Source organism: Mesorhizobium sp. 131-2-1, from assembly GCF_016756535.1.
Lineage (GTDB): Bacteria > Pseudomonadota > Alphaproteobacteria > Rhizobiales > Rhizobiaceae > Mesorhizobium.
This window is the reverse complement of sequence record NZ_AP023247.1, coordinates 2,327,674-2,340,087: the sequence shown is the minus strand read 5'-3', so window position 1 is coordinate 2,340,087 and position 12,414 is coordinate 2,327,674. Positions and strand designations below refer to the sequence as shown.

11 protein-coding genes are annotated in these 12,414 nt (G+C 66.6%); 8 read left to right on the top strand and 3 right to left on the bottom strand.

Annotation, left to right across the window (positions count from 1 at the left end; all coding sequences use genetic code 11):
* Window positions 1–38: 38 nt before the first annotated feature.
* On the top strand, window positions 39–875 hold the full coding sequence (locus JG743_RS11415; protein WP_202300292.1) for a protein-L-isoaspartate O-methyltransferase family protein: 837 nt from the start codon (window positions 39–41) through the stop codon (window positions 873–875).
* 118 nt (window positions 876–993) lie between these two features.
* On the top strand, window positions 994–1,644 hold the full coding sequence (locus JG743_RS11410; protein WP_202300291.1) for a dihydrofolate reductase family protein: 651 nt from the start codon (window positions 994–996) through the stop codon (window positions 1,642–1,644).
* 66 nt (window positions 1,645–1,710) lie between these two features.
* On the opposite strand, the gene JG743_RS11405 is transcribed toward JG743_RS11410, so the two are convergent.
* The gene (locus tag JG743_RS11405; protein ID WP_446720891.1) at window positions 1,711–2,619 is read right to left on the bottom strand and encodes a LysR family transcriptional regulator; all 909 of its coding nucleotides are present in this window, start codon (window positions 2,617–2,619) and stop codon (window positions 1,711–1,713) included.
* 57 nt (window positions 2,620–2,676) lie between these two features.
* On the opposite strand from JG743_RS11405, the gene JG743_RS11400 reads away from it, so the two are divergent.
* Window positions 2,677–3,276 carry a LysE family translocator gene (locus JG743_RS11400; protein WP_202300290.1) on the top strand — a complete coding sequence of 200 codons (600 nt, stop codon included), beginning with the start codon at window positions 2,677–2,679 and terminating at the stop codon, window positions 3,274–3,276.
* A gap of 12 nt (window positions 3,277–3,288) precedes the next feature.
* On the opposite strand, the gene JG743_RS11395 is transcribed toward JG743_RS11400, so the two are convergent.
* Complete coding sequence (locus JG743_RS11395; protein WP_202300289.1) at window positions 3,289–4,083, bottom strand: SDR family NAD(P)-dependent oxidoreductase; 795 nt, start codon at window positions 4,081–4,083, stop codon at window positions 3,289–3,291.
* 188 nt (window positions 4,084–4,271) lie between these two features.
* On the opposite strand from JG743_RS11395, the gene JG743_RS11390 reads away from it, so the two are divergent.
* A complete protein-coding gene (locus JG743_RS11390; protein WP_202300288.1) occupies window positions 4,272–4,736 on the top strand; it encodes a MarR family winged helix-turn-helix transcriptional regulator in 465 nt (154 codons plus the stop codon).
* Between the two features lie 32 nt (window positions 4,737–4,768).
* On the opposite strand, the gene JG743_RS11385 is transcribed toward JG743_RS11390, so the two are convergent.
* A complete protein-coding gene (locus JG743_RS11385) occupies window positions 4,769–5,947 on the bottom strand; it encodes an MFS transporter (protein WP_202300287.1) in 1,179 nt (392 codons plus the stop codon).
* A 196-nt stretch (window positions 5,948–6,143) separates the two neighbouring features.
* On the opposite strand from JG743_RS11385, the gene JG743_RS11380 reads away from it, so the two are divergent.
* The 4 genes from JG743_RS11380 (at window position 6,144) to carB (ending at window position 12,364) form a co-directional block, all read left to right on the top strand.
* A complete protein-coding gene (locus tag JG743_RS11380; RefSeq protein WP_202300286.1) occupies window positions 6,144–6,500 on the top strand; it encodes an ArsR/SmtB family transcription factor in 357 nt (118 codons plus the stop codon).
* A 237-nt stretch (window positions 6,501–6,737) separates the two neighbouring features.
* Entirely contained in the window at window positions 6,738–7,496 is a 759-nt protein-coding gene (locus tag JG743_RS11375; protein WP_202300285.1) for a metallophosphoesterase family protein, read from the top strand.
* A gap of 159 nt (window positions 7,497–7,655) precedes the next feature.
* A complete protein-coding gene (locus JG743_RS11370; protein WP_202300284.1) occupies window positions 7,656–8,648 on the top strand; it encodes an SH3 domain-containing protein in 993 nt (330 codons plus the stop codon).
* A 212-nt stretch (window positions 8,649–8,860) separates the two neighbouring features.
* Entirely contained in the window at window positions 8,861–12,364 is a 3,504-nt protein-coding gene (carB, locus tag JG743_RS11365; protein WP_202300283.1) for a carbamoyl-phosphate synthase large subunit, read from the top strand.
* Window positions 12,365–12,414: the final 50 nt, after the last annotated feature.

Sequence of the window (12,414 nt, the reverse complement as noted above, 5' to 3'; positions counted from 1 at the left end):
CGACAAAATCGCGGGCCGCGCTATCTTCTCAGACCATCATGACCGGAACCGCTGAGGCCCGCGAATTCTACGCCCGACTGATGGCCGCTCATGCCGGCTCGGCTGATGCGCGCCTCGGGGAAGCCTTCGCCACCGTTCCGCGCGAGGCCTTCCTTGGTCCCGGACCGTGGACCATCATCGCTGGCGAAGGCAGGGTTACGACGCCGACCGCCGATCCCGCCCACATCTATCAGAACGTGCTGGTGGCGCTCGACGCCGACAAGGGCATCAACAATGGCGAACCCTGCCTGCACGCCATGTGGATCGGCCGGATCGCGCCGAGGCCCGGCGAGGCCGTCACCCATATCGGCGCCGGCACCGGCTACTACACCGCGCTGCTGGCGAAGCTGGTCGCGCCCGGCGCGGTCATCGCCTTCGAGCTGGACGCGGTACTTGCCGCCCGGGCCGAGCGGAACCTCGCGGCCTATGGCAACGTCACCGTCATCCACGGCAACGCCGTCACCAGCCCGCTGCCGGCGTCCGACATCATCTATGTCAATGCCGGCGTGGTGGCGCCGCCCGCCGCCTGGCTGAAGGCTTTGAAACCCGGCGGCCGCATGATCTTTCCGTGGCGTCCGGCCGAGCGTGTCGGCCTCGCCGTGCTGGTCACCGGCACCGAGCGGGGCTTTGCCTGCCATCCGTTCATGGGCTCGTGGTTCATCCCTTGCGTCGGCGCGTCGGCCTCCGACCCTTCGGCGAAAATCCCCGATCGCCAAAGGGCGGCGCGCAGTCGCTCGATCTGGCCGATCAGCGACAAGGCGCCGGACCGCACCGCCACGGCCATCATCGGCGAGGTCTGGTTCTCGTCGCGAGGTGTCGGCGGCGGCAGGGGATGAGCGCGCTGAGCGGGGAGCGGCAGGAATTTTGCGGCCGCTGTCGGGCGGTCGCAAGCCCATGCGTCCTTAGGCCGAAATCCGGCCGCAATGGCGCGGACCACGAAAAGGGAGAGTTCCAATGAGGAAGATCATCGCCGCCACATTCGTCAGCCTCGACGGCGTCATGCAGGCGCCGGGCGGTCCGGAAGAGGATCCGGTTGGCGGCTTCAAGTTCGGCGGCTGGACGTTCCACTACTTCGACGAGGTGGCGGGTGTGGCGATGGAGGAACTATTCTCCAAACCCTTCGCCCTGCTGCTCGGCCGCAGAACCTACGACATCTTCGCCGCCTACTGGCCGTATCAGCAAGATGCGATCGCGGATGCCTTCAACCCTGCGACCAAATATGTGGCAACGCATCGGCCGGATTCGCTCACCTGGCAGAACACGCAATGGCTTGGGGAAGATATCGTCGCGGCGTTGCGTCGCCTCAAGCAAGAAGACGGACCTGACCTGCTCATCCAGGGATCGGGCAATCTGATCCAGACCCTGCTCGCCAACGGGCTGATCGATGAGATCAGGCTGATGATCTTCCCGCTGTTGCTGGGCAAGGGCAAGCGGCTGTTCGACGATGGCGCGATGCCGGCCGCCTTCAAGCTTGTCAAGTCGCAGGCCTCGAGCACGGGCGTCATTATGGCGACCTATGAACGCGGCGGCGAGATCAAGACCGGGTCCTTCGCACAGCAAGAGCCGTCGCAGGCCGAGCTCGAGAGACGCAAGAACTGGAAGTAGCGGGGCGGCCTTGGCACCTTTCCTCTCCCTCCGGAGGGGGGAGAGGTGTCCAAGTTCTTTCAGGCCTCAAGCCGCAACCGACCATCGCATCAGACCTTCCCGGATATGCGCCGCAAACTCCCGGGCCGCCGGCGCAACGGCATGCTTCGGCAGATGCAAATTGATCGCGAAATTCGGCAGCGCTGGAAGGTCTGGGCCGGAAGGCAGGATGTCGAGGTCTGCCGGCACGGTCGACGCCAGCCAGGTGGTGACGGCGAGATCGAAACGCACTGTCGCCGTCGTCGCGTCGATATTGCCGTTCTCGAACACGGTGCGCCATTCCAGCCCATGTTCGTTCAGCGCCGAAAGCACCGTCGGGCGGAAGGCGCAGGTGTCGGCCACCATCGACACCGGCAAGGGGCGTTTGCGGTGCGCTACGCCGCCCTTGGCGCCGACCCAGACCAGCCGGTCGACCGCCAGGCATTCGCCGGCGGACGGACCGACCGGCTCCTCGATGACGGCGAGATCGATGGTGCCGGCGGCGAGCGCCGCCGCAAGCTCCGGCGAGGCGGCGCAAAGGAGCGATATCTCGACCTGCGGATAGGCCTCGGCATAGGCCTTCAGCACCGGCGCAAGCAATGTGCCGACAAGGTCATAGGGCACGCCGAGCCTAACCTTCCCAGCGACCGCGCCGCCAGCCATCTCGGCCCAGATCTCGTCATTGAGCGACAGCAGCCGTTTGCCTTTGCCGAGCAGCCGCTCGCCGGAGCGGGTCAGCCGCAAACCCCGCCGGTCGCGCTCGAAGAGATTGCAGCCGAGGACATCCTCCAGCCGCTTGACCTGCTGGCTGACGGCGCCCTGCGTCAGATTGAGCGCATTGGCCGCCGCCGTCATGCTGGCCTTCTCGGCGACGGTGACGAAGGTGCGGATCAGGGCGGTGTCGAGATTGCGGATCATCGACATATTATAGATGCTAATGTCGCTCATATCAAACATTGCATTTACTGATATACGGCAAGCCATAGCATGTCGGTTCCCGCGCAAGGAGCCTGCATGTTCGAAACCGTTCTTCCCCTCGTCCTGTTCGCGCTGGTCTCCACTTCGACGCCCGGCATCGCCACCACCCTGTCGACGGCCTCCGGCGCGCAGTTCGGCTTTCGCCGCTCGGTACCGCTGATGGCCGGCAGCGCCGCCGGCCTGGCCTCGGTGGCGGCGGCAGGCGCGGCGGGGCTTGCCGGCCTGCTCGCCGCCGTGCCTTCCCTGCAGCTCGCGATGAAGATTTCAGGCTCGCTCTATCTGATCTGGCTGGCGGTCAAGATCGGCCGCAGCGGCCCGCCCAATCTCGACATCACCATGGCCAGGCCGAACAGCTTCTTCGGCGGCGCCGGCATTCAATGGATGAACCCCAAGGGCTGGGCCATGGGGCTAGGCGCCGCCGCCTCCTTCGCAGCACTCGCCGACGGCCCCTTGCAGCTGGCGCTGCTGCTCGGCGCGGTGTTCGGGCTTGCCGCGGCGCTCTCGCTGTCGCTGTGGTGCGTGGCCGGCACGCTGCTTGCCCGCTTGCTGAAAACCAGGCGGCAATGGCGCGTGCTCAACATCGTGCTCGGTCTGCTGCTGGCCGCCTCGATCCTGCAGATGTGGCGGCCAGCGTGAGGGACTGAGAGGCTAGACGGCGTAGCGCGCCGCTGGCTTGCCGGAGAACAGGCTGCCGAAGAAGTGATCCCTGGCGCCGAGATAGTTGTTCAGTTCGGCGAGGTCGGCAAGGCCGGGCACAGTCACGGTCTCACCCTGGGCAAGACCGGCAAGCGCTGCGTCGACCAGATCGTCGGCGCTCATCACCCAGTCCTGGTTGATCCTGTCGAGGCTGATTCCGGAAGCATCCCAGAATTCGGTGCGGATCGGTCCGGGCACCACGGACTGCACCTTCACATTGGTGCCGGCGACTTCCTTCTGCAGCGCTTCGGTGAAGTTGGCGACATAGGCCTTGGTGCCGCTGTAGATGCCGCCGACGGCGATGCCATAGGCGACCACCGAGGCGATGTTGATGATCGCACCGCGGTTGCGCGCAAGCAGGCCCGGCAACACCGCGCGGGTCAGTCTGGTCAGCGCAACGACATTGACCTTGATCATACGCTCGGCCGCATCGGCGTCGGCGTCGGCAATCGTCTCCAGGCCGCCCATGCCGGCATTGTTGATCAGCAGCGTCACGCTGTCGTCCGCCGACACCGCCTGCTCGACACGGCGAAGATCGGCATCAACGGAGAGATCGGCGACGATCGTCTCGACCTTGCGGCCGTAGGCATATTGCAACCTGCCCGCCACCTCCTGCAGCCGGTCGGCGCGCCGCGCCACCAGCACCAGATCGTAGCCCTGCCCGGCCAGCCGGTCGGCATAGACCGCGCCGATGCCCGAGGAAGCCCCGGTGATGACGGCTGTGCCCTTGTTATCCTTCGTGCTCATTGTCCTGTTCCTTTTTGCTCCAGCGAGACGGGCGGCTGCCCTTGCCTCAGGTCCAAGTCATCCAATTTCAATTTAGTGGCATATGCCACTTTTGTCGAAGTAGGTATATGCCACCATCTTGTCAACGGCGACGGCGAAAACTATTTTTTTGACAGGCCGGCGCAGCTTTTCGCCGGCAAGGAGCGAATATGACCGGAGCCCAGAAGCCAGCATTTAGCCGCTGCAACAACGCGACGCTGCGGCGCGCAGCGCGCAGCCTCGGCCGCTTCTACGATGACGCGCTGGCGCCGTCGGGCTTGAAGGGCACGCAGTTCGGCCTGCTCTTTCAGATCCAGATCAGCAGCGAGCCAGCGATGGGCACCATCGCCGAGGCGCTGATCATGGACCTCTCGGCCCTCGGGCACACGCTGAAGCCGCTGATCCGCGACGGCTATGTCGAGACCTTCGCCGACAAGGACGACCGCCGCGTCAAGCGCGTGCGCCTGACGCCGCAGGGCAACGTCAAACTGGACGAGGCGATCAGGCTGTGGAGCGCGGCGCAGCAGCAGTTTGAGGATAAGGTCGGCGCCGAGCAGGCGGCGAAGCTGCGCGCGGCGCTGGACGCGGTGGCTGATCTCAATCTGGAAATGCCGGCGGCCGCTCCTTCGCTCTGAAGAAGCGGCCGCCAAATCCAGCTTTGAAGCAGTTACTCGGCCGGCATTGCCACCGGGCGCGCCGCCAGGCGACCGGCCAGCACGACGCCCAGGCCGACGATCGGGAATATAGCCGCGACAAGGCCGAGATCGGCCGGCACGCCGTAGCGCAGCACCGTGCCCCCAACCACTGCGCCCAGCGCCACGCCGAGATAGAGCGCCGAGGCGTTGAGCGACAGCACGATCGGGGCGGCGTCCGGCGCCAGCTTGATGATGCGGCTCGCCTGCGCCGGCGGGAACGCCCAGCCGACGATGCCCCAGGGCACCATCATGGCCATCATCGCCGGTCCGGCGATATGCTGCGGCAGGAAGGTCGGGATCAGCGAGAAGGTGGCCACCATCGCCGCGCTCAGCGCCAATGACCAGGCGACGGTGCGCGTCGCACCGAAGCGGTCAGCCGCCTGGCCGCCGGCAATGTTGCCGATGACGGCGCCGACGCCGAAGGCGAGCAGCATTCCGGGCAGCGCCAGCGGGCTCAGGCCGCCGCTCTGGATGGCCAGCGGCGCGATGAAGCTGAAGACGGTGAAGGCGCCGACCAGCGCCAGGGCTGTCGTCACCAGGATCGGCATCACGCCGGGGCGCAGAGCTGCCGCCAGCCTGCGCTTCAGCGGCAGCCTGGTGCCGATGATGCCGCGCGGCAGCCGGTACCAGAGAATCGCGCCGGCCAGCGCGCCAAGTCCGGCGATGGCGAAGAAGGTGCCGCGCCAGCCGGCCACAGCGGCCACAAGCGCGCCGAGCGGGGCGCCGACGGCAACCGCCACCGTGGTGCCGCCGACGACGACGGCAATGGCGCGCGCCCGGTGATGGTCATCGACCAGCGCCACCGCCGTGCCTTGCGCCGTCGCGGCGAACAGGCCGGACGACAGCGCCATGATGATGCGGGCGATCAACAGCAGTTCGAAGGACGAGCTCAGCGCCGCCACCACATTGCCGAGCACGAAGAACACCAGCGTCCACAGGATGACGCGGCGTCGGTCCCACTCGCCGGTCAAGGTCGCCAGGATCGGCGCGCCGAACGCATAGGCGAGCGCGAAGGCGGTGATCAGCGAGCCCGCGAGCGGAACGGAGATGCCGGCATCGGCCGCGATGTCGGGCAGAAGGCTGGAGATGACGAAGCCCTCGGTCGAGATCGCGAACGATCCGAGCGCAAGCCAGAAGATCCGCTTGTCCATTGGGAGTGTCCTTTTAGTTCAAAAGTTATTGAACAATTGGACATCGAAGGGCATGATGTCAATGAAGCCAGGGGAAAATAGCTGACCCCTGCTGACAGCCCTGTGTCAGGACAGGGTCCGTGATGAACAGATCGTTTGCACCCGCCGCAGGAGGAGACGCGTTGAAGTTGGCTCTGTTTGTGCTTAATTCTCGGGCATGACACTGCCCCACCCCAATGCTGACCAGATCAGCCTGCCGATCGTGCTCGCCGTGCTCGGCGACCCGACCAGGCTTGCCATCGTGCGCTTTCTCGCCAGCAAGGAAGGCGTGCCGATGAACTGCAGCAAGTTCCTCGATCTCGGCTCCAAGACCAATCTCAGCTACCATCTCGCCAAGCTGCGCGAGGCCGGCGTCACCCGCACCGAAGCGGTCGGCACCAACCGCATGATCACGCTGCGCCGCGACGACCTCGACCGCCGCTTCCCCGGCCTGCTCGACAGCGTCATTGCCGCCGCCGGCGAGGACAAGGCGCTGCCTATGGTCGGCGCCAGCGACATCGAAATCGGCGCCTAGGCACCAACCGTAAAGCGGCCTCCCGGAACTCGGGTTCCTCGCCCCCACGAGAGTGGGGGAGAGGTGGCTCGGCGAAGCCGAGACGGAGCGGGGGGCCTTGACGCTTCCCTACCGTTCAAGGAAGTTTCGTTTCCCTCGCCGCATCGCGTGCGAAAGCCCCCTCTGCGGCCGCTTCGCGGCCACCTCTCCCGCGCTTTGCTGGGGCGAGGAAACGCTGTCTCATCCCCGGAGCCTTTCATGCGCATCGCCGTCCTCGCCGATATCCATGGCAACGTACTTGCCCTTGATGCCGTGCTCGACGACCTGAAGCGCCGCGGCGGCGCCGATCTCACCGTCAATCTCGGCGACTGCGTCTCCGGACCGCTCTGGCCGCGCGAGACGATGGAACGGCTGCAGGCGCTCAACCTGCCGACCGTGCGCGGCAACCATGACCGCCGCGTGGCGCAGGACCCCGCCGACGACACGATGTGGCTGTCCGACCGCTACGCCCAGGAGCGGCTGACAGCCGCGCAGCGCGAGGCGCTGCTCGCCCTGCCGCTGACGCTGGAGATAGCGCCCGGGGTGGTCGCCTTCCACGCCCGCCCCTACCACGACGAGAAATACCTCGCCGATGCGATCACCGACGGCCAGCTGGTGCGCGCGCCGCTGGCCGCGATCCGCCGGCGGCTGAAGCCGCTCGACCCGGCGTGCCGCATCGTGCTGTGCGGCCACAGCCACCGCACCGAGCTGATCGGCATTCCAGGCGGTCCGGTGATCTTCAATCCCGGCAGCATCGGCTGCCCGGCCTATGACGACGACACGCCGCCGGCACATGTCTCCGAGCAGGGCACCCCGCATGCGCGCTACGGCATCCTCGAACTCGGCGCGCAGGGCCGCCCCGACCGCTTCGAGGCGATCGCCGTCGACTACGACCACGAGGCGGCAGCAAGGCAGGCCGAACAGGCGGGACGGCCGGAATGGGCGCACGCACTCAGAACCGGATTCATGCAAGGCTGAACTTGCTCATGCGGGCTGAGCTTGCTCATCCCATGCTGACCCAGCCGAGAATTTTTCAGGGTGACATGGCGCCGCCTCGTCTCCTATAAGACCGCCTCGGCAGGCGGCGGTGCCATTGCGCCGGTCCGCCAAACGCAACCTATCGGCCATGGCCAGGTGATGAGCCGCACGGATACGCTAGGAACGATACTGCTCGCGCTGGCCGCCGCCGCTTTGCTGGCGACGGCCTTGCCGGCGAGAGCCGAGGATCCGTCCACCACCATCGTCTCCATCGTCACCGGCCTCGCGCCGGAAGATCTTCTCAACATCCGCGCCACCGCGTCGCCGATCGGCAGGGTGCAAGGGCGCCTGCCCGGCGGCGCCAGCGTGAAGAATTTCGGTTGCAACGAGGTCAACGGCAATCCCTGGTGCAAGGTCGAGCAAATCGACAACCCGCAGGTGAAGGGATGGGCGCCGGCCCGCTATCTGACCCCCGGCAATCCGGCCACCGTGGCCGACGTGCCGGCCGAGGACCCGTCGCAGGCCGCCGCAACGACGGAGGCGCCTGTTGCTCCCGCGCCGCCAGCCGACCTGACGGCGCGCTTTGGCGAGGTGGATCAGGGCGCACCGAAATCCGCCGCCGCCATCGGGTGGACGGCGATGGAAGATGCCTATGGGCTTGCCTTCGCGGCGAGCGAAAACGCTTCGACCGGGGAAATCCCGGGATCGACTGCGGCCGATGCGCCGGCCGACAATGGCGCTGCCGCGGATGAGGGGGCGGCGCCTGCTCCGGGCATACCGCTTCCGACGCCACGGCCCGGCGAGACCCCGGCCGAGCCGCAGGCGGTCGCGCGGCTCGAGCCGGCGCAAACGCCCGACGATGCCGGGACCGGCATTCCCTGCGCCCGCTATGTCGGCCAGCCGATGACCCTCTGCAAGGCAAGGATCGAGCACAAGGGCGCGGACAAGGCCGATGTCACCGTGACCTGGCCCGACGGCGGCACGCGCCTCATCTCCTTCTATGGCGGCCTGCCGGCCGGCTCGGATTCGCCAGGCGAATTCCGCTTCACCCGCGAGGGCAGCCTCAACATGATCCGTGTCGGCGTTTCCGAGCGCTTCGAGATCACGGACCAGCTAGCGCTGGGGAATTGGGGACTAGGTGTTAGGCAGTAGGCAGTAGGGAATAGGCGGCAGGCGCCTGAACCTCCCCCTGCACTCTACTGCCCAATCCACACTGCCTATTCCCTCATTTTCGGGGTTACATCCGGCAAAACTCTTCCCTATAAGGCCCTCCTAGCCTGATACCAGAATCGCAAGCACAACCGGCCGGGTCCTCCCGTCCCGGCTTTTCGTGCAAGCCGCTCGCCGAACGGAACCCGTAGACCATGCCAAGACGCACCGACATCAAGTCGATCCTGATCATCGGGGCCGGCCCCATCGTCATCGGCCAAGCCTGCGAGTTCGACTATTCCGGCACCCAGGCCTGCAAGGCGCTGAAGGAAGAGGGGTTCCGCGTCATCCTGGTCAACTCCAACCCGGCCACCATCATGACCGACCCGGAGCTGGCCGACGCCACCTATATCGAGCCGATCACGCCGGAAGTTGTGGCCAAGATCATCGCCAAGGAGCGCCCGGATGCCCTGCTGCCGACCATGGGCGGCCAGACCGCGCTCAACACGGCGTTGTCGCTGCGGCGCATGGGCGTGCTCGACCGCTACAATGTCGAGATGATCGGCGCCGATGCGCATGCCATCGACAAGGCCGAGGACCGGGCGCTGTTTCGCGAGGCGATGAGCAAGATCGGCCTGGAAACGCCGAAGTCGATGCTGGCCAACGCCACAGACGTCAAGAACGCCGACCGCAAGACGCATGAGGCCGAGCGCGCGGCGCTGAAGGCCGAGAACCCCGACAACCTCGATGCCGCGCTCGATGCGCTGGAAACCCGCTGGAACCTTGGCGAAGGCGACCGCAAGCAGCGCTACATCAGCCATGGCATGGCGATCGCCGCGCAGGCGCTCGACCATGTCGGCCTGCCCGCCATCATCCGCCCCTCCTTCACCATGGGCGGCACCGGCGGCGGCATCGCCTACAACCGCGCCGAATTCTACGACATCGTCCAGTCCGGCCTCGACGCCTCGCCGACCACAGAGGTGCTGATCGAGGAGAGCGTGCTCGGCTGGAAGGAATATGAGATGGAGGTCGTCCGCGACCGGGCGGACAATTGCATCATCGTCTGCTCGATCGAGAACATCGATCCGATGGGCGTGCACACCGGCGACAGCATTACCGTCGCGCCGGCGCTGACCTTGACCGACAAGGAATACCAGATGATGCGCAACGCCTCGATCGCGGTGCTGCGCGAGATCGGCGTCGAGACCGGCGGCTCCAACGTGCAGTTCGCCGTCAATCCGGCCGACGGCCGCCTGGTGGTGATCGAGATGAACCCGCGCGTCTCGCGCTCGTCCGCGCTCGCCTCCAAGGCGACCGGCTTCCCGATCGCCAAGATCGCCGCCAAACTCGCCGTCGGCTACACGCTGGACGAGCTGGAGAACGACATCACCGGCGGCGCGACGCCCGCCTCCTTCGAGCCATCGATCGACTATGTGGTGACGAAGATCCCGCGCTTTGCGTTCGAGAAGTTCCCCGGCGCCGAGCCGGTGCTGACCACCGCCATGAAGTCGGTCGGCGAGGTGATGGCGATCGGCCGCACCTTCCAGGAATCGCTGCAGAAGGCGCTGCGTGGACTGGAGACCGGCCTGACTGGCCTGGACGAGATCGAGATCCCCGGCCTTGGCCATGGCGCCGCGCCCGCCAGCCATGTCGACGACCGCAACGCCATCCGCGCCGCGCTCGGCACGCCGACGCCCGACCGGCTGCGCATGGTGGCGCAGGCGATCCGCATGGGCACCTCGCTGGAAGACGTGCACGCCATGTGCAAGATCGACCCGTGGTTCCTCGAGCAGATCGCCGGCATCATCGCCATGGAAGAGCGCGTGCGCGAGCACGGCCTGCCGCAGGATGCCGAGAACCTGCGCATGCTGAAGGCGATGGGCTTCTCCGACGCCCGCCTCGGGTCCTTGACGAAGACCGACGCGGAAGCGATTCAGAAGGTCAGAGAAAAGCTCGACGTCCATCCGGTCTACAAGCGCATCGACACCTGCGCCGCCGAGTTCGCCTCGCCCACCGCCTACATGTACTCGACCTATGAGGTGCCGTTCGCAGGCAGCCTCGCCAACGAGGCGCAGGTCTCGTCGCGCAAGAAGGTCGTCATCCTCGGCGGCGGCCCGAACCGCATCGGCCAGGGCATCGAGTTCGACTATTGCTGCTGCCACGCCGCCTTCGCGCTGCGCGACGCCGGCTACGAAGCGATCATGATCAACTGCAACCCGGAAACCGTGTCGACCGACTACGACACATCGGACCGGCTCTATTTCGACCCGCTGACGGCGGAGGACGTGCTGGAGATCCTGCGCGCCGAGCAGGCGTCCGGCGAGCTGGTCGGCGTCATCGTCCAGTTCGGCGGCCAGACGCCGCTCAAGCTCGCCGACGCGCTGGAGAAGGCCGGCATCCCGATCCTCGGCACCTCGCCCGACATGATCGACCTCGCCGAGGACCGCGACCGCTTCCAGAAGCTGCTGCACAAGCTGAACCTCACCCAGCCGAAGAACGGCATCGCCTATTCGGTCGAGCAGGCCCGCCTCGTCGCCGGCGAGCTCGGCTTCCCGCTGGTGGTGCGCCCCTCCTATGTACTCGGCGGCCGCGCCATGCAGATCATCCATGACGAGGGCATGCTGCAGACCTACCTGCTCGACACCGTGCCCGGCCTGGTGCCGGAGGATATCAAGCAGAAATACCCGAACGACAAGACCGGCCAGATCAACACGCTGCTCGGCAAGAACCCGCTTTTGTTCGACACCTATCTGTCGGGCGCCATCGAGGTCGATGTCGACTGCCTCTGCGACGGCAAGGCGACCTTCGTCTCCGGCATCCTGGAGCACATCGAGGAGGCCGGCATCCATTCGGGCGACAGCGCCTGCTCGCTGCCGGTGCATTCGCTGCCCTCAGACCTCGTCGACGAGCTGGAGCGGCAGACGGCTGCCTTGGCCCGCGCGCTCAATGTCGGCGGCCTGATGAACGTGCAGTACGCGATCAAGGACGGCACCGTCTATGTGCTGGAGGTCAACCCTCGCGCGTCGCGCACCGTGCCCTTCGTCGCCAAGACCATCGGCCGTCCCATCGCGAAAATCGCGGCCCGCATCATGGCCGGCGAGACGCTGGAAGATGCCTTCGCCCATTACGGCCCGATGCCCGACCCGCGCAATCCCGGCCACATCGCGGTCAAGGAAGCCGTGTTCCCCTTCGCCCGCTTCCCCGGCGTCGACATATTGCTCGGGCCGGAAATGCGCTCGACCGGCGAGGTCATGGGCCTCGACCGCGACTTTGCGCTCGCCTTCGCCAAGAGCCAGCTCGGCGCCGGCGTCGACCTGCCGCGCTCCGGCACGCTGTTCGTCTCGGTGCGCGACGAGGACAAGAAAGGCATATTGCCCGCCGTGAAGCGCCTCGCCGGCCAGGGTTTCAAGGTGCTCGCCACCTCCGGCACAGCGCGCTTCCTCGCCGAGAACGGCGTGGTGGCGGAAAAGATCAACAAGGTGCTGGAAGGCCGCCCGCACATCGAGGACGCCATCCGCAACCGCCAGGTCCAGATCGTCTTCAACACCACGGACGGCCAGAAGGCGGTATCGGACTCGAAGTCGCTGCGTCGCGCCACGCTGATGCAGAAGGTGCCGTATTACACGACGCTGTCGGGCGCGGCGGCGGTGGCGGAGGCGATCGCGGCGCTGCGGGCGGGCAGCCTGGAGGTCACGCCGCTGCAGGAGTATTTTGGGTGACCAGGTAACGTTTCCCGCGTTGTAGGGATCCCATTACTTTGGCCGCCAGC

Excerpts from the sequence above, each read along its gene's own strand:
- JG743_RS11415 (WP_202300292.1), top strand. The coding sequence starts at position 39 with ATGACCGGAACCGCTGAGGCCCGCGAATTCTACGCCCGACTGATGGCC.
- JG743_RS11410 (WP_202300291.1), top strand. The coding sequence starts at position 994 with ATGAGGAAGATCATCGCCGCCACATTCGTCAGCCTCGACGGCGTCATG.
- JG743_RS11405 (WP_446720891.1), bottom strand. The coding sequence starts at position 2,619 with ATGTTTGATATGAGCGACATTAGCATCTATAATATGTCGATGATCCGC.
- JG743_RS11400 (WP_202300290.1), top strand. The coding sequence starts at position 2,677 with ATGTTCGAAACCGTTCTTCCCCTCGTCCTGTTCGCGCTGGTCTCCACT.
- JG743_RS11395 (WP_202300289.1), bottom strand. The coding sequence starts at position 4,083 with ATGAGCACGAAGGATAACAAGGGCACAGCCGTCATCACCGGGGCTTCC.
- JG743_RS11390 (WP_202300288.1), top strand. The coding sequence starts at position 4,272 with ATGACCGGAGCCCAGAAGCCAGCATTTAGCCGCTGCAACAACGCGACG.
- JG743_RS11385 (WP_202300287.1), bottom strand. The coding sequence starts at position 5,947 with ATGGACAAGCGGATCTTCTGGCTTGCGCTCGGATCGTTCGCGATCTCG.
- JG743_RS11380 (WP_202300286.1), top strand. The coding sequence starts at position 6,144 with ATGACACTGCCCCACCCCAATGCTGACCAGATCAGCCTGCCGATCGTG.
- JG743_RS11375 (WP_202300285.1), top strand. The coding sequence starts at position 6,738 with ATGCGCATCGCCGTCCTCGCCGATATCCATGGCAACGTACTTGCCCTT.
- JG743_RS11370 (WP_202300284.1), top strand. The coding sequence starts at position 7,656 with ATGAGCCGCACGGATACGCTAGGAACGATACTGCTCGCGCTGGCCGCC.
- carB (WP_202300283.1), top strand. The coding sequence starts at position 8,861 with ATGCCAAGACGCACCGACATCAAGTCGATCCTGATCATCGGGGCCGGC.